We start from the raw sequence: 15,428 nt of genomic DNA, 5'->3' as shown, positions 1-15,428 counted from the left end.
GATCGTTCTCTTAGAACAACATCTCTTAGAACATTTTGTACCCGCCTAGACGGAGTTTACGTATGGTCCAACCGCTGATGACTGCTCCAGCAAGTCCAGCCACACCTGTAAGATAATCTACGATCTGAAATGATCCTAGATGTGACGTAAGCGGCACAGTTTGATCCCATAACGAATACACGACCACAGGCAGAATGACGATCACAAACAAGTATGAGGGAAACCAGGTTGTCTTCATCAACATATTCAGAATGAAACCGATCCCGAACATCATTACGAAAAATAATACCATTAATACCAGCACAGGTATAAACTGCATCGGGTGACGTTCACCTCATCTTTCGACCGACTCGTGTTACTGTCTAACTCGTAGTTAGTTTACCGTAAAAAATGTGGCGAAGCAACGAACTTTCTGGACAAATTTTCCTATCTTCACGCTCTGTTCATTTGCCCTTCTGCTTCCTGTTGGGATACAATGTAAACGATTAAGAACTCAACCATCCCTTATTATGCGTGTTCAAAGCAGACTTTTGAGCAACCTCTTATAGGGATTTGGAAATATATTTTGCAGGAGGAACAATACCTATGAACGAAGCAGCATCAACTCTAGAGGGCTGGTATGCCCTGCATGATTTCAGATCTATTAATTGGGCCGCCTGGAAAGCAGCCGACGACGAGGAACGCGCTGTCGCACTGGACGAGCTTCAAGAGTTCTGGAAAGAATGGAAAGAAGTCGAAGATTCATCCAAAGGAAGTACCGTCGTGTATACCGTTGTTGGACAAAAAGCTGACCTGGTTATGATGCACCTGCGTGAGACGTTGGAAGACCTGAAAGCCGTTGAGAATGCGTTCAACAAAACGATGTTCGCTCAATATACGACCAAATCTTATTCCTATGTCAGCGTAGTTGAGCTTAGTAACTACCTTGGCAAGGAAGGCGAAGATCCAATGCAGAACCCAGAAATCATCGCTCGCCTGAAACCTGTCCTGCCACAACGCCAATATATCTGCTTCTATCCAATGAACAAAAAACGCGAGTTGAATGATAACTGGTATATGCTGTCCATGGATGAGCGCCGTACGATGATGCGCAGTCATGGCATGATTGGTCGCAGCTATGCGGGCAAAGTGAAACAAATTATTACCGGTTCCGTAGGGTTCGACGATTGGGAATGGGGCGTTACCCTGTTTGCCGACGATGCATTGCAATTCAAGAAACTCGTATACGAGATGCGTTTTGATGAAGTAAGTGCGCGTTATGGTGAATTCGGCTCCTTCTATGTTGGTAGTCTGCTGAATGAGTCTTCACTGGAAGAGATGTTGAAACTGTAAAAAACACAAAGCACCGCGCAGCCATCCGTAATCAGAATGGAACGCGGTGCTTTTATTTCATACTCGTATCGGTTGTAGGCTATACTATTCAATCCTCTTCATCAACCGCTTTCAATGACTCCAGAAACTCAGCCGTTGCACGATCACGATCACGGCCTTTCTCCTTCAGGCGCTCGATTGCAGGCAATATAAGAATATCTACTTCTTTTTGCACGATATAGGCCAGATCATACTGATTCTGATCCTCCAGATAACCCCCAACCTGCATTAAGGCGTTATACCGGTCCAGCTCATCCCGTGTTAATAACCCTCGAACTTGAACACTGCAATGTCTCATCCAAAGAACCGCCCTTTCTTCAGAACCAGGGGAATGCCACCAATAATAAACAAATACCGGAGATCGACCAGCTTCTTCAGCTGTGCTGCCTTCCAGCCTTTATATTTCTTTCCGCCCACAACTGCGATTGCTTCACCTTTTCCTAGCGATGCCACCGTACCTTTGCTCGTAAATACAAAAGGCTGCCGCTCTTTTTTGCGAATGGCTGCAACGACATTAATCGCACAGTTCACTCCCTGCTGCATTGCTATCTGAGCTGTCGGAGGATAAGGACGCCCTTCCTTGTTGAATACCAGCGAGTTGTCTCCTATCACATAGACATCCTCATGACCCGGTGCACGCAGATATTCATCCACCTTCACCCGTCCACGCATAACTTCAAGACCTGCCTGCTCCAACAATGCATTCCCTCGAATACCACCCGTCCAAACGACGGTAGCAGCATCGATCTTTTCCCCTTCGCCGACAATAACTCCGTCAGGTAGACACTGTTTGATCGGAACACCGATCTTGAAGGTAACTCCTTTTTTCTTCAGTACGTTCATTGCATGTTCGACAAGTTCCGGGTCGAAGCCCGGAAGAGCCGAAGGCGCTGCTTCCACATTATAAATGTGCACATTCTTGGGATTCACGTCGAATTCTTTGCACAACTTAGGGATACGATCCGCAAGCTCAGCTACGAATTCGACACCACTGAAGCCTGCCCCACCTACAACGAAATTGATTCGATTACGTTTGTTGTCATTTTTGTACATGGCAAATTGATATTCAATATGCTCACGGATCAATCTGACCGAGTTAATGCTGCGAATAGTCATTGCATGATCCAGCATACCTGGAATGCCAAACGTCTCCGGTTCACCGCCTAGACCAATAATAAGGTAATCATAGGATAATGTACCGTCTTCTAAAATGATTTTGCGATCCTGCAAACGAATTTCTTTCACGTTCGATTTGACCAAATCAATTTTGAATTCATCGATCAGCTTCGAAATGGAAACCCTTGCGTGTTCAATTGTATCTGTACCGGCTGCCGGCATATGTAGATGTGTAGTTATATAGTGATAATCATGCCGATTCACTAATGTGACGTCGGCCTCGTTATAATTTAATTCTTTCTGAAGCCTTTGGGCTGTCAGGATTCCGCCATAACCCGCGCCAAGGATGACGATTTTGGGAATACTGCTCATGTCTTTACCCCTTCCGGTTTCGCTCGCATCAGCCATTCGTGTGGATCATTACAACATGCATTTAATTAAAAATATGGATGAGGTCTTATCCATTATGACGACAAATGTTAACTTCGCGAATTTATTTGAATTTTTACTCCAGCATTCTACAACATTTATATTGTCATGCGAAAATTGTATTTTAAATGGAATAACCACTCATGAAGTCCACAAAATTGTGAAATTATACACAAGATTCAACATGTTGTACTTATTCTTCAACCCACAAAAAAAGAAGATTTATATTAGACAAAAAAACACATAGTACAGGTCAAGGATATCTGTATTTCTGGTAAAGATCAAGGGTTTTTTTGTTATTTTTCATAACCTTTCATTTCCAATTTCACCCTATTCTCATGTGATCTTCATCATTTCTTCTCAGATTAGTGATGCAGCTAACTTTGCAACCCAGAATACACCGTTTATAATAGGAAAGACAGTTCGGTACCTACGCTGGTTCCAATATGTATCGTGCATATTTCTTCCTGCTAACTACCTATTAAAATACGAAAGGTGTTGTTGATTGTTGACTGCACAAACTAACGGTCATGAAATGACTGATTTACTTATTATTGGTGGCGGCCCTGCGGGACTATTCGCCGCATTTTATGGTGGAATGCGTCAAGCTTCCGTTACTCTGGTTGAAAGTATGCCCCAGCTGGGTGGACAACTTGCAGCTTTGTATCCGGAAAAGTACATCTATGATGTAGCTGGATTCCCAAAAGTCACTGCTCAAGAACTCGTAAACAACCTGATTGAGCAAATGAGTCATTTCAATCCAAATATCCGCCTTGAAGAAAAAGTGGTATCCGTGGAGAAAAAAGAAGAACAGCATTTCATCGTAAAGACCGATGAGAATGAATATCATGCCAAAGCTGTTATCATTACAGCAGGTGTAGGTGCATTTGAACCACGTCGTCTAGAGCTTGAAGGTGCTGCGAAGTTCGAAAAAACGAACCTGCACTACTTCATCAGCGATCTGAACGCCTTTGCTGGCAAAAAAGTACTCATCAGTGGTGGTGGAGACTCCGCTGTAGACTGGGCACTTATGCTTGAGCCTATTGCAGAGCAAGTAACTCTGATCCATCGTCGTGATAAATTCCGTGCACACGAGCACAGTGTAGAGAACCTCATGAACTCTAAGGTTAATGTGATAACACCTACCGAGATCACTGAGCTTCATGGGGATGAAACGATCACTAAAGTTACGCTTGCTCATGTCAAAACGAAGGAAACTCAAGAAATCGAAGTAGACGATGTTATCGTTAATTTCGGATTTGTATCTTCCCTCGGTCCAATCGCAGAATGGGGTATTGAGATTGACAGCAACTCCATCGTTGTTGACTCACGGATGGAAACATCCATCCCAGGTATCTTCGCAGCCGGCGACATCACAACGTACCCTGGTAAGCTTAAACTGATTGCCGTAGGATTTGGCGAAGCACCAACAGCAGTCAACAACGCCAAGGTATACTTCGATCCAGATGCTAAATTGTCCCCAGGACACAGCAGTAACATGAAACGCTAATTCCGTTCGGACAGACCAAATAGATCAAGTTCGAAAAGGATCGTTATCCTTACTGAGAAGCAAAAGGGTAATTGCAAACTTTTTGAATAACATAAAAGCTACAAAAAAGGGTATCTTACTCCTGAACACTACATATTCAGGAGGGATACCCTTGTCTTATATATGCCCGCTGTGTAACGGTCTGGTTGTACCGGAGCAGGCTTGTCCCCACTGCCTTCAGGGACTATCAGAATGCGGCAAATTGGACGACTACACCGGACCATATAGTCCTTATGCGACTTCAATTACTTCCAGCACTTCAGATGAAGAAGGAAGCAGTTGCATTCATCTCATGTACTGTCACCACTGTCAAACAGGCACTTTACAGCCTGTTGCAATGTGGGACATGTCCGGAAACCTGTAAACATTGCCTGCAATGAGGATCTCTAGTGAAGAATGGCAGATACGTCAGTACCCAGTTTGCGCTTATGAATTTCTGCCAAAAGCAGCGCGATGAAATCTCTCTCGAGATCTAGTTCAATCGCCTTATGGTAGGAATCCAACAACATCTCATCGGATAACATAGCCATTTCCCGCCACAACCTTTCCTTTATTTTCCTCAAAACTATCATATCAGAGATTCATATAGAGAACAAGCGTTCTGTTATCCACAAGGTTTTGTGGAAATCCTGTGCATAGTTTGTTGATAAATGGTAAAAATGTTGATTAAACAACGTGGATAATGTGGACAGTATTTATGCACAGGATTTGTCCGTTTCTACCAGAACGTTTAACATCGATTTTTTTTGGAAATAATTCATAGTTTCAGGAGTATTTGCGAGTATTTTACCCCAAGTAATGTCATTTCAAACGTTTTCTCGCATTTTCATCTGAATCAATTTCATAACTCATTAAAACGAGTTTTATGTAACCAGATATAGACAAATTAAACCGTTTGATCTATATCTGGCCTTGATTTAAGCAACCAAAGGTATTATGAAATTGATTCATCTATTAAATATTATCGGATTCACATTTGGATTTATTTAGTCTTTTTCACAATTCACTGGGGTCTGGTATTCACTTCAAGAATCCATATCTTTCCGCTGTGATCTAGACCATAATCAAACCCAAGCTGTCCTACCCCTGGAAATTGAACTTCCATGATGCGTGTACAGGTGAGGGTTAGAGCACGCATTTCACGACGTTTATGTCTGCTCGAGATATGAGGAAGTGACAGCTGTAGTGCTCTTCTGCCAGACAGCATGGTTCCTCCCTTGCTTAGATTGGTTACGCACAGCCCTGGACGCGCCAAACGTCCCACTACTGCTCGGAAAACCCAACCTCTTTCGGTCTTAACTACTTTCACCCTGTAATCTACAGGTCTACCTTGAATCGTAGCTAAGTGGATTCCTTGTTGAATCAAGTATCTGCGTTTGGCTTTTACTCGCATTAGAGAACGATACATCTGACCGTAATTGGTAAATGATCTTGTTACTTTCATATGGGTATAACGATAACTTCCTCCGCTTGTGGATACTCTGATTACACCGTAACCTCCTCCACCCACAATCGGTTTAATATATACCATGCCATAACGGCCAAGCATAAGTTGTAGATTTCTTGCATTGAACGCCATCGTCTGTGGAATATGAACGGCTGCTACTGGGTATTTCAATAGGGCTGCTGTCTTTAGCCACTTGCTCGCAAGTTGTCTCGACATCTGCTGATCTCCTTTCCTGTGCCATGGTTCTTCTTTATACATACTCAACAGGAGATCTGTTTTCTTGGATGTCTGTCCAAGGCTAAGGCCCCTTTTGTAGTGAAAAAGTCTAAAGGCTTGTTCAAGGAAACGAACAGACGCCCGGGTTGCTTTTCAAACGCTTCAATCTGTCGTATGCTACTAAAGAATGGTTTAGCAAGGCTTAAATATGAGGGTCTAAGGAGCGTTCAGAAGAAAATGGAGTCATTTTTCAAATCACTATATGGCGTAGCCTATGTTGCAATGTCAATCGTTCTGGTAGCTGTAACTATACTGCTGTTTGTAACAGGCATTCGACTGTTTATGAAGAAACGTAACCGCGGCTTTGCCCTAAGCTGTATTCTATTTGCTTGTTTTATCGTCTTCATCATTGTTGTCATGCTAACTACGCCCTTCTCCGCCACGCCTCCAGGCTCACCGGAAGCTTTGGCTGCACTGCTTCATTACGGGTAGATCACCTCTAAATAGAGGTTGTTCAAAAAGTCTAGAAACCAACCTTTTTGAACACAAACTGATAGAAGGAGATGCATATGAAAGAAAACGAAACGCTTGGCATTATCGATATTGGCTCGAACTCGATCCGTCTCGTCATCTACGAACTAGATCAAGATGGAGCATACCGGAATATCCATGAAGATAAATATGCTGCTCGCCTGAGCAATGCAGTTGAAGCAAACGGACAGATTCATCGTCCTTCATTGGACAAGGCTATTACTGTCTTGAAGCAATTCAAGGCCAAATGTGAAGCTTTCCAAACCAAACGTATCCGCGCCGCGGCTACCGCAGCTATTCGTAATGCTACGAATGCTCAAGAGATTATCGGTTGGATCGAACAGGAAACAGGACTTGAAGTTGAATGTGTATCCGGGGATCAAGAGGCTTATTATGGATTCCTTGGGGTTATTCAGTCCATTGATCTGGCAGATGGTTATGTCGTGGATATTGGCGGCGGCAGTACAGAGATTACGGTATTTCGAGACAGAAAACGACTACATAGCATCTCCCTTCCCATCGGTGCTGTAAACTCCTATGCACGCTATGGTGGCGAGGATACTTGGTCAAACGATCATATTGAGGCACTATGTAATCAAGTGACTGAGGCACTAAGCAAACATGATTGGGTAAGACAGCATCCTGGACTTCCCTTAATTGGTCTTGGTGGCACCATGCGTACCTTGGCCAAAATTGAGCAAAAGCGAACGCAGTATTCCTTACCTGTAAGCCATCACTACGAAATTAGCGCAACTTCTATGGATAACATGTGCAAATCTCTGCCTTATCTCACTTCAGCACAGCGCAAAAAAGTACCGGGTCTAGCCAAGGATCGAGCAGATATCATCGTTCCAGGCATTCTTATTCTACGTACGGTCTTCGATATGATCCAAGGGGATCATTATGTGGTTAGTGGAGCAGGCTTGCGTGATGGAATCCTTCGAGATTTGATGTCACCGCTATGTCCAGAGGCACCCAATGCACTGGAAATCAGCGTTCGTAACTTCATCCATTTTGGCCCACCGGTTCCTGAGAAGCATCTGACACGCGTGCATCAGGATGCGGTTGTTCTATACCGTGCCTTAAAGGGTGAAGCTCCTGAACCAGCGGATGCACGGATTCTATATACGGCCGCCATGCTGCATGGCGCAGGTAAGCAGATCAATTATTTCCGGTATACCCAGCACTCCTCCTACTGGATTATGAATGCAGGGATTTACGGACTTTCTCACCGAGAGACGGTGCTGACTGCAATTGCAGCTGATTACCATCCCAAAAAAAGAACACCCCAATTGCTGAATAAGCATAAAGACATTCTCAATGATTCAGATGAGCGTCATGCCCATCGACTTGGCTCGATTTTACGTGTATCGGAAGCCATTAATCGCTCAGAGAGTATCTCTGCTGTTACGGCCACGACGAAAAACGGCTCGCTGCAGATGCATTTCATCTGTGCAGCAGAGCCGTTAATGGAACTCAGCGGTCTAGAAGACGCCCTCAAAGATCTGGAAGAGGCTTGGGGAGTTACGTCAGTATACTCCATTCAGCAGGCTTCCAAGGAATAATACCCATTGCCTCCGTCTGACTTCTCAGCGGGGGTTTTTCGTTTTTTACAAATACGTAGTTGCCGCCAGGCATAAGCTCTCTTGCCTTAACGTTATCATTAAGAGATAAGTTCAGAATGTCGACCAGCATTCGCTTCAATTCAGGATCAAACACCGGACACATCAATTCAATTCTACGTTGCAGATTCCGTGTCATCCAATCCGCACTGGAGAGAAATACATCCGGGTTGCCGCCGTTCTCAAAATAGAACAACCTTGAGTGCTCCAGGAAACGGTCTACAATACTGATCACGCGAATATTCTCACTCAATCCCTCTACTCCAGGACGCAAACAACATACGCCACGCACTATGAGGTCAATCTGCACACCCGCTTGAGATGCGATATACAACTCATCAATCATATCCTGGTGAGAAAGCGAGTTGATTTTGGCAATAATCCGAGCCTTACGCCCTTGCTGAGCATGTTCTGTTTCTCGGCGAATCAGCGCAAAGAGCTCATCCTTCATGCCGTCTGGCGCCACTCTAAATGCTTGTAATGCTTTAGGTCCAGAATATCCGGTAATTTCATTAAATAGTCCTGACGCATCCTCACCGATGACCGGATTAGATGTGAATAACCCTACGTCTGTATATACTTTGGCGGTACTCTCGTTATAGTTACCTGTTCCAACGTGAACATAACGCCGCACGCCATGTTGTTCCCTTCGCACCACAAGAATAATTTTGGCATGGGTCTTCAAACCAACTAGTCCATAGACCACATGGCATCCAGCTTTCTCCAGCTTACGAGCCCAAGCAATGTTACGCTCTTCATCGAAGCGAGCCTTCAGCTCTACCACGACCGTAACCTGCTTCCCACTCTCTGCCGCTAAAGCTAGCGCTGGTATTAAGCGCGAATCACCGTTAACCCGATATAACGTCATTTTGATCGCCATTACTTTGGGATCTTCTGAAGCCTCCAGTATAAAATCGGTAACAGGCTCAAACGATTCATAAGGATGATGAACAAGCACATCCCGTCTGCGCAATAATTCAAAATGGCTTTCACGCGGAAGAAACTCTGGCGGATACACCGGTTTGACAGGGCTATACTTCAGATGGGTGAATCCTTCCAAACTATCCACAAATCCTGCCAGGAAACTTAGGTCTAGCGGTCCATCAATCTCGTAAACCGGATCTTGGATCTCGAATTCTTCCTGCAGCTCGTCGAGAGCATCTTGTCTAAAATCCTTGCAGACTTCCAGTCGCACTGGCGCTCCCCGGCGTCTACGACGCAGTTCTTTCTCAATCGCTTCAAGTAAATCTTCAGCCTCTTCTTCATTAATGGATAAATCCGCATTACGAGTCACTCGGAACTCTTGTACAGCAAGCGGTACATATCCACTGAAGAGCGTATGAATATGATGCTTGATTAGATCTTCAATCAGAATGAACGTTTTCTTTTTACTATTGGCTCGAAGTGGAATAGGCACTACCCGTGGTAAATTAGAAGGCACCTGAACAATCGCCAAGAACGGTTCGTCCTCTTGTTCTCCTTCCTTCTGCAACATCACGGACAGATATACCGATTTATTGTGTACCAATGGAAACGGACGACTCTGGTCAATCGCCATTGGGGTTAATACAGGAAAAATGATCTCGTGATAATACTGATCCATTGCACGCTGCTGCGTCGCATTCAGATCAATATACTCTTGTAAAACGACGCCTTTTTTGGCGAGGAGACGAATGAGCTCCCGATACGTTTTATACTGCTCAGTAACCATAGCTCCTGTTCGTTTAATCAATCTTCGATATAAACCAGAAGGGGTATACCCCGAGAAATCTTTTTGCGTAAATCCAGCTTTGATCTTTTCTTTGGTCTCTGCTACCCTTACACTCATGAACTCGTCCAGATTGCTAGCGACAATACCGAGAAATCTTAAACGCTCCAATAACGGAGTTGTCTGATCCTGAGCCTCTTGAAGTACACGTCGATTGAATTCGACCCAACTTAAATCACGGTTAACATAGTTGCCTGTTTTGATATCTCTATGCATGAATGCCCCTCCGAATATGTTGCATATCAATCCTTGGTTAGATGTTCTTCACTAATTGTACTATCCGTGATTGGATATAAGCGTCAGCGCAATGTAAATGCAGTGTAAAATTTATGTAAATGATACCTGATTAACCGAACTTTTTCCATCCCTTTACAAAGATCAGCAGACAGAGTAAAGTGATGTACAGTGTGAAATAGGTCGGCAATTGTCCTCTTACAAATAAGCATATCTTAAAGGAGTATATAATGAAATCGAACAAACCAAGAACGTTACAAAAAAATATAGAATTTTTCACTGCTGCCCTCTCCCAATGTGTCGTAACAGCATGGCAAGAGGATCCAGCAGGTGTATACTGTGAGGTTGGTCGGGGAATCGTCGAACGCATTAGTGAAGAGAGTGTACGTATTCGCAATGATAATGGTACAAAGAGTCATTATGCGCGCGATATTACGATGTTCCAAACGGAGAAATAATACTTCGTTAAATGGGTCACCATTAGATTGCCATTGGTGTCATTAGACACTATGTGAAACATAGCAGATATTTGGAATATTTCCTAAAAAAAGATGATAAAAAGACTAGCTTTCCGAAACAAAGTGTTGTATACTCTTGCCACAAGGAAAGGAGGTGCGTCAACATTTCTAATCACATGTTGAACGTGTCCCTTACCCGATCCACTAGCTCAAAATAAAAGAGCCTAGTTGGAGGCGCGGGATACGGATCAATGTTTCAAAAAGCGCCACGGGTAGAAAAGCCGTCTTCGGACGGCTTTTTGTTTGCCTTTTTTTCGTAGAGAAGTTGAGAAAACAACCAAAATATTGGAAATAAACCCTATAGTTTAACAATCCACCCCCACTATAATTAGGACGTATCTTAGATACCCAATACAAGGAGGGATTTTGTAATGTTTAGATTTGTAAGGGGTTTCAAAACATCCATCGCTTTGGCTTTTGTGCTGTTATTCACCTCTATTATGCTGCCTGCTGGTCAACAAGTTAGCGCGGCACCTAGTTTTGCCAAAGGCGCGGATATTAGCTGGGTTCCTGGTATGGAAGCCCAAGGTTACAAATGGAAAGATAAGAACGGTGTTCAGCGAGACATCATTGATATTTTGAAAAAAGATTATCAGATCAATTCGGTCCGCATCCGTGTATTCGTTAATCCTTCGAACGATTATGGTAACGGTTACATGAATAAGGATCGTGCTGCTTCTCTGGCACAACGTGCCAAAAATGCTGGTATGAGCGTGATGTTGACGTTACACTACAGTGATTCTTGGGCAGACCCGGGCAAACAGACCAAACCGGCTGCGTGGAAAAACTATACCTTCCAACAGCTGATGGACGCTGTCTGGAATCATACACGCGATGTAATGACTACGATGCAAAGCAAGGGTGTGACTCCTGACTGGGTACAGATCGGAAATGAAACGAATAACGGTATGTTATGGGAGGATGGCAAAGCCTCCAACAATATGAAAAACTACGCATGGCTTGTGAATACAGGTCATAACGCTGTAAAATCCATTAGTAACGGCACCAAAACAGTGGTTCATCTCGCCAATGGGGACGACAATAATCTGTATGTATGGAATATTGGAGGTCTGATCAGCAACGGTGCTAATTTTGACATGATTGCTATGTCCCTATACCCTTCTCCATCCGGATGGAATACGGCAGTAACCAATACAATAAACAATGCCAAAAATCTGATTACTCGTTATGGTAAGGAGATCATGATCTCTGAAATCGGTATGGATAACAATCAACCGGCAATTGGAAAGAGTTTTGTGGCATCAATGAAAAATCAAATTCGCAATTTGCCGAATGGCAAAGGTAAAGGTGTGTTCTACTGGGAGCCTCAGGCCACACCAGGGTATAACAGTGGCTACGGCAAAGGCGCTTGGCAGGCTAATGGTGTGCCAACCATAATCATGGAAGGGTTTATCGACTAAGCCACGGGAGCAGAAGTAGGAGTTGGAGCTGCATGGTGGCGTTCCGGGGACGGATCGTTCTTCCGATCGCTGGTTGTCTCCGGATTTCTTGAATTCCCCTCGTAAGGGGGAAATCCGGGGACAGCTTATGCTTCCGATGTAGCTTTCTTGCAGAAAGCTTTAAGCGACCGCTCCGCTTCTCCAGAATCAATTCCGTCCCCTCCACTACGTTGCTGCTCATGGCTACTTCTGCAATCCATGTTGAGTCGATCACAGATTAAAAATAGTTTTTACATTTACATAGAGTGAGTATAATAAAATAAAGAGAAATGAAGTATGCGTTAACCTTATTTTAGAGATGGGGAAAATGGATGAGTTTTTTAAAAGGACTGGGTCAGTTTGCTGGAGAAGTAACTGGCAAAGTGCTTGGCGGCAGCGTGAGAGTTGTCGGCGAGATTGCGGGTAGTTCGTATATCAAAGAAATCGGGAACGGTGTAGAAAAAGCTACAATAAACACTGGAAAAACAGTTGGTCAATTAGTCAGTGGTACATACGATCTTGCTAGTGGTGCCATTCGAAAAGATCAAACGGTCATAGATACCGGACTTTCGGATCTCGGAGATGCTGTCACTCATACAGCAAAAGGTGTAGTTATATCAGCGAAGTATGTGTATAAAGGTGGCAAGGATGTCGTCGTAGGCTTAAAAGACGAGGACATGGACAGAGCTAAGATTGGAGCCAAAAATCTGATTGCTGCTGCAGCCGTGACTACATTAGCTATAGGATTGGTCGACGCGATTGATGGTGTTGATGGTATGGAGAGTGCCGAATCGGTAGAACTCATAGAGAACCCGAATACACACGACGTAACGCCTCATCAGGTCGAGGGGTACACTAAGGCAGACGGCACCCATGTAGAAAGTTATTTTAGAGATGGTGATGGTGACACAAGTATCGATCAGCCAGATAGAGGTTATGTTCAGCATAATCCGGACTATAGAGCACCAAGTTCATAACGTAGTAAAACGGACGCCAATTCTTACACGACTGGCGTCCGTTTATTTGTCAAATCACCTATTACTTCGCTTCGCCAACTACAGTAAAGCGTTCGTTTTTGTGTTGCGGATTCTCAATCTCATCTACCAATGCAATAGCATAGTCTGCATAGCTAATATAGCTATTGCCTTCGCTGTTAACAAGAATTACATCATTACCTGCTTGATACTTACCTGTACGAACGCCTTCTGGGTTGAAGAATCCAGCCGGGCTCAGGAAAGTCCATTGAATACCAGTGGATGCTTGCAGATCCAGCAGGTTTTGGCCTTGGTTTGTAGCTGTCGCTTTGTATGCATCAGGGAAACCTGGTGATTCAAATACGCGCAATGTTTTGGACTCGTCTGTGAACAGACTTCCTGCACCACCTACAACGATTAGACGCGTATTAGGCGCATCCTTCAAAATATTGATCAACGCTTGTCCTGCTTCAACATGGCGATGTTCCTGTCCTGGAGCTGCACCGAATGCGTTAACGATAACGTCAAATCCTTTGATATCCTCAGCAGTAAGATCAAAAACTTCTTTTTCCAAAACGTTAAGGGACTTGTCTTCCACCTTCGCTGCATTACGAACGATTGCTGTTACTTCATGCCCTCTGTCGACTGCTTCTTTCAAAATTACACTTCCTGCTTTACCCGTTGCACCGATAATTCCAATTTTCATGATAATCTCTCCTTCAGCTATGTTTTGTTTTCTAAAAACTCATAATGTAACTATAGTTGTTACAACTAATCTTGTCAATCCCCTAAATTTCATTATTTGAACAAAAAAATATTGTTCTTTTCTCACTTCCCCGAAACATTGCTTTCCATATATAGAAGAAGGGATTGTCTTTAGTATGTCGAATATACGTGTCTGTAATTACTAATTAACTTAACCTACATCGAGCAGTAACTTGTTGAGAAGGAGCTGAGGTATATGAGCTTTGAAGATCAAGTCGCCATGATCTTAAGACAGGCGAATCGTTCCGCTATTTCCACTGAAGCACTTATTCAAAAGATAGATACCACCCTCCATCATCTGATTGAGCGATTAATTCAGACGGGTACTCAAGCAACGGTTGACCGCAGGGAAGAAACTTCGCCTCACACCTGGGAGATTACAGTTGGAGACTTTTCCTTCGTTCTATTTTCATCAGATATATTGGATGAGGCTGAAGAGAATGAAGATTATATTGAGGCGGTTGTCGAGGAACTCTTTATACAAGAGCTTGAGCATGCTGTTTCTGGCGAGTAAAAAAATCGTGTACGTATACCGATGTCTTAAAGGGGCATCGTTTTTTTGCATACAAAAAAACCTCTACAGCGCAGTTGAACTGCGCCATAGAGGTATGATTAAACTAAATCTTAACAATCTTTGTCCGGTACACCCGCTTCTTCACGTGTACGGAAAGAAGATCCACAGCCACATGTAGCTACTGCATTCGGGTTATGAATGGTGAATCCGCCGGTCATGCCGGACTCTTCAAAATCAATTTCGAGACCATTCAAATATTTCAGGTTCTCTTTCTCCACGACAACCTTCATATCCTGAATATCCATATAGAGATCCTCATCGGATTCTTTATCGTCAAAGCCCATGGCGTACGAAAATCCGGTACACCCCCCCGGTGCTACGCCAAGACGCAGGAACATGCCAGGTGTCTCTTGCTGTGCAAGCATTTCTTTCAATCGGTCAGCAGCCGTTTCGCTGATGTTAATCATGCCAGGTCACTCTCCTTTTTCATATATAATCATGTTCAAAAAGACATCCTTCGTAATCAAGCGAACTTTTTGAACAACTTTACGTTAACTCTTCCTAAATTATACTCCACCCCGTCAAGAGCCTCAAGTGAAGTTTGCCCGTTTCCGCGTTCCTCCTGAACTCCTTTTTCTTCCCAGCGTATTGAACCCCCGGGACACGAGGTTTATAATGGATAGGTGGTCGCTCTGAAATGTCGATATTTTGTCATGACTTATTCAGATGATGGTCATAATTGGAGTTGTAATTTTTTTCACATTTCGAGACTGCAACGCAGTCCCCAATGCATATAGAGTCATTAGACTCCTTTTTCTCGAACCAATAAGTCCATTGCACAATGCAGTATATGCTGCACCGGGTAAATAAGAGTTAGTTTAACAATAGAAGGCGGTTGTTGACCGCATTTTTTCTATGTGAGCTTTTGCATCCAT

Annotated in this window: 18 protein-coding genes; 9 read left to right on the top strand and 9 right to left on the bottom strand. The window is 43.7% G+C overall.

What is annotated here, in order from left to right; genetic code table 11:
• Positions 1–25 precede the first annotated feature (25 nt).
• Complete coding sequence (locus tag J2T19_RS17185; protein WP_128103429.1) at positions 26–319, bottom strand: YuiB family protein; 294 nt, start codon at positions 317–319, stop codon at positions 26–28.
• Between the two features lie 266 nt (positions 320–585).
• Between J2T19_RS17185 and hemQ the strand changes: the two genes are divergently transcribed.
• Complete coding sequence (gene hemQ / locus J2T19_RS17180) at positions 586–1,332, top strand: hydrogen peroxide-dependent heme synthase (protein ID WP_145049660.1); 747 nt, start codon at positions 586–588, stop codon at positions 1,330–1,332.
• A gap of 88 nt (positions 1,333–1,420) precedes the next feature.
• On the opposite strand, the gene J2T19_RS17175 is transcribed toward hemQ, so the two are convergent.
• Positions 1,421–1,669, bottom strand: a complete 249-nt coding sequence (locus tag J2T19_RS17175) for a hypothetical protein (RefSeq protein WP_307217825.1) — start codon at positions 1,667–1,669, stop codon at positions 1,421–1,423.
• A complete protein-coding gene (locus J2T19_RS17170; protein WP_307217823.1) occupies positions 1,666–2,859 on the bottom strand; it encodes an NAD(P)/FAD-dependent oxidoreductase in 1,194 nt (397 codons plus the stop codon). Before J2T19_RS17170 ends, J2T19_RS17175 begins: the two co-directional genes overlap by 4 nt.
• A 565-nt stretch (positions 2,860–3,424) precedes the next feature.
• Between J2T19_RS17170 and J2T19_RS17165 the strand changes: the two genes are divergently transcribed.
• Both J2T19_RS17165 and J2T19_RS17160 read left to right on the top strand, forming a co-directional pair.
• Positions 3,425–4,426, top strand: a complete 1,002-nt coding sequence (locus tag J2T19_RS17165) for an NAD(P)/FAD-dependent oxidoreductase (protein WP_307217821.1) — start codon at positions 3,425–3,427, stop codon at positions 4,424–4,426.
• A gap of 151 nt (positions 4,427–4,577) precedes the next feature.
• A complete protein-coding gene (locus tag J2T19_RS17160; protein WP_307217819.1) occupies positions 4,578–4,829 on the top strand; it encodes a hypothetical protein in 252 nt (83 codons plus the stop codon).
• A gap of 22 nt (positions 4,830–4,851) precedes the next feature.
• Here the strand turns inward: J2T19_RS17160 and J2T19_RS17155 are convergent, their stop codons facing one another.
• Positions 4,852–4,995 carry a sporulation histidine kinase inhibitor Sda gene (locus tag J2T19_RS17155; RefSeq protein ID WP_024632651.1) on the bottom strand — a complete coding sequence of 48 codons (144 nt, stop codon included), beginning with the start codon at positions 4,993–4,995 and terminating at the stop codon, positions 4,852–4,854.
• Between the two features lie 473 nt (positions 4,996–5,468).
• Entirely contained in the window at positions 5,469–6,128 is a 660-nt protein-coding gene (locus J2T19_RS17150; protein WP_307217816.1) for a YheC/YheD family protein, read from the bottom strand.
• 237 nt (positions 6,129–6,365) lie between these two features.
• Between J2T19_RS17150 and J2T19_RS17145 the strand changes: the two genes are divergently transcribed.
• A complete protein-coding gene (locus J2T19_RS17145; RefSeq protein ID WP_307217814.1) occupies positions 6,366–6,620 on the top strand; it encodes a hypothetical protein in 255 nt (84 codons plus the stop codon).
• 77 nt (positions 6,621–6,697) lie between these two features.
• Positions 6,698–8,224 (top strand): Ppx/GppA phosphatase family protein, encoded by a 1,527-nt coding sequence (locus J2T19_RS17140; protein ID WP_307217812.1) that lies wholly within the window; start codon positions 6,698–6,700, stop codon positions 8,222–8,224.
• On the opposite strand, the gene ppk1 is transcribed toward J2T19_RS17140, so the two are convergent.
• Positions 8,184–10,265, bottom strand: a complete 2,082-nt coding sequence (gene ppk1 / locus J2T19_RS17135) for a polyphosphate kinase 1 (protein ID WP_307217810.1) — start codon at positions 10,263–10,265, stop codon at positions 8,184–8,186. The genes J2T19_RS17140 and ppk1 overlap by 41 nt on opposite strands.
• Before the next feature lie 248 nt (positions 10,266–10,513).
• On the opposite strand from ppk1, the gene J2T19_RS17130 reads away from it, so the two are divergent.
• Positions 10,514–10,741: a hypothetical protein gene (locus J2T19_RS17130; RefSeq protein WP_145049648.1), complete on the top strand. Its 228-nt coding sequence runs from the start codon at positions 10,514–10,516 to the stop codon at positions 10,739–10,741.
• Between the two features lie 500 nt (positions 10,742–11,241).
• Positions 11,242–12,222: a glycoside hydrolase family 53 protein gene (locus J2T19_RS17125; RefSeq protein WP_307218075.1), complete on the top strand. Its 981-nt coding sequence runs from the start codon at positions 11,242–11,244 to the stop codon at positions 12,220–12,222.
• Here the strand turns inward: J2T19_RS17125 and J2T19_RS17120 are convergent.
• Positions 12,212–12,475: a hypothetical protein gene (locus J2T19_RS17120; RefSeq protein WP_307217806.1), complete on the bottom strand. Its 264-nt coding sequence runs from the start codon at positions 12,473–12,475 to the stop codon at positions 12,212–12,214. The two genes, J2T19_RS17125 and J2T19_RS17120, sit on opposite strands and share 11 nt — an antisense overlap.
• Positions 12,476–12,572: 97 nt before the next feature.
• On the opposite strand from J2T19_RS17120, the gene J2T19_RS17115 reads away from it, so the two are divergent.
• Complete coding sequence (locus J2T19_RS17115) at positions 12,573–13,217, top strand: hypothetical protein (RefSeq protein WP_307217804.1); 645 nt, start codon at positions 12,573–12,575, stop codon at positions 13,215–13,217.
• A gap of 61 nt (positions 13,218–13,278) precedes the next feature.
• Here the strand turns inward: J2T19_RS17115 and J2T19_RS17110 are convergent, their stop codons facing one another.
• Positions 13,279–13,920, bottom strand: coding sequence for an NAD(P)-dependent oxidoreductase (locus J2T19_RS17110; protein WP_307217801.1), 642 nt, complete (start codon positions 13,918–13,920; stop codon positions 13,279–13,281).
• A 255-nt stretch (positions 13,921–14,175) separates the two neighbouring features.
• Here J2T19_RS17110 and J2T19_RS17105 point away from each other — a divergent pair, with 255 nt between their 5' ends.
• Positions 14,176–14,493, top strand: a complete 318-nt coding sequence (locus J2T19_RS17105; protein WP_307217799.1) for a hypothetical protein — start codon at positions 14,176–14,178, stop codon at positions 14,491–14,493.
• Positions 14,494–14,603: 110 nt separating this feature from the next.
• On the opposite strand, the gene J2T19_RS17100 is transcribed toward J2T19_RS17105, so the two are convergent.
• Positions 14,604–14,960, bottom strand: coding sequence for a HesB/IscA family protein (locus J2T19_RS17100; RefSeq protein WP_056702365.1), 357 nt, complete (start codon positions 14,958–14,960; stop codon positions 14,604–14,606).
• Positions 14,961–15,428: the final 468 nt, after the last annotated feature.

Origin of the sequence: Paenibacillus tundrae (assembly GCF_030812775.1) — a bacterium.
GTDB classification, from domain to species: Bacteria; Bacillota; Bacilli; order Paenibacillales; family Paenibacillaceae; genus Paenibacillus; species Paenibacillus tundrae_A.
This window is presented reverse-complemented; position numbering and strand designations above follow the sequence as displayed.

Excerpts from the sequence above, each read along its gene's own strand:
- ppk1 (WP_307217810.1), bottom strand. The coding sequence starts at position 10,265 with ATGCATAGAGATATCAAAACAGGCAACTATGTTAACCGTGATTTAAGT.
- J2T19_RS17125 (WP_307218075.1), top strand. The coding sequence starts at position 11,242 with ATGCTGCCTGCTGGTCAACAAGTTAGCGCGGCACCTAGTTTTGCCAAA.
- J2T19_RS17140 (WP_307217812.1), top strand. The coding sequence starts at position 6,698 with ATGAAAGAAAACGAAACGCTTGGCATTATCGATATTGGCTCGAACTCG.
- J2T19_RS17100 (WP_056702365.1), bottom strand. The coding sequence starts at position 14,960 with ATGATTAACATCAGCGAAACGGCTGCTGACCGATTGAAAGAAATGCTT.
- J2T19_RS17105 (WP_307217799.1), top strand. The coding sequence starts at position 14,176 with ATGAGCTTTGAAGATCAAGTCGCCATGATCTTAAGACAGGCGAATCGT.
- J2T19_RS17170 (WP_307217823.1), bottom strand. The coding sequence starts at position 2,859 with ATGAGCAGTATTCCCAAAATCGTCATCCTTGGCGCGGGTTATGGCGGA.
- hemQ (WP_145049660.1), top strand. The coding sequence starts at position 586 with ATGAACGAAGCAGCATCAACTCTAGAGGGCTGGTATGCCCTGCATGAT.
- J2T19_RS17115 (WP_307217804.1), top strand. The coding sequence starts at position 12,573 with ATGAGTTTTTTAAAAGGACTGGGTCAGTTTGCTGGAGAAGTAACTGGC.
- J2T19_RS17145 (WP_307217814.1), top strand. The coding sequence starts at position 6,366 with ATGGAGTCATTTTTCAAATCACTATATGGCGTAGCCTATGTTGCAATG.
- J2T19_RS17110 (WP_307217801.1), bottom strand. The coding sequence starts at position 13,920 with ATGAAAATTGGAATTATCGGTGCAACGGGTAAAGCAGGAAGTGTAATT.
- J2T19_RS17155 (WP_024632651.1), bottom strand. The coding sequence starts at position 4,995 with ATGGCTATGTTATCCGATGAGATGTTGTTGGATTCCTACCATAAGGCG.
- J2T19_RS17130 (WP_145049648.1), top strand. The coding sequence starts at position 10,514 with ATGAAATCGAACAAACCAAGAACGTTACAAAAAAATATAGAATTTTTC.
- J2T19_RS17150 (WP_307217816.1), bottom strand. The coding sequence starts at position 6,128 with ATGTCGAGACAACTTGCGAGCAAGTGGCTAAAGACAGCAGCCCTATTG.
- J2T19_RS17185 (WP_128103429.1), bottom strand. The coding sequence starts at position 319 with ATGCAGTTTATACCTGTGCTGGTATTAATGGTATTATTTTTCGTAATG.
- J2T19_RS17175 (WP_307217825.1), bottom strand. The coding sequence starts at position 1,669 with ATGAGACATTGCAGTGTTCAAGTTCGAGGGTTATTAACACGGGATGAG.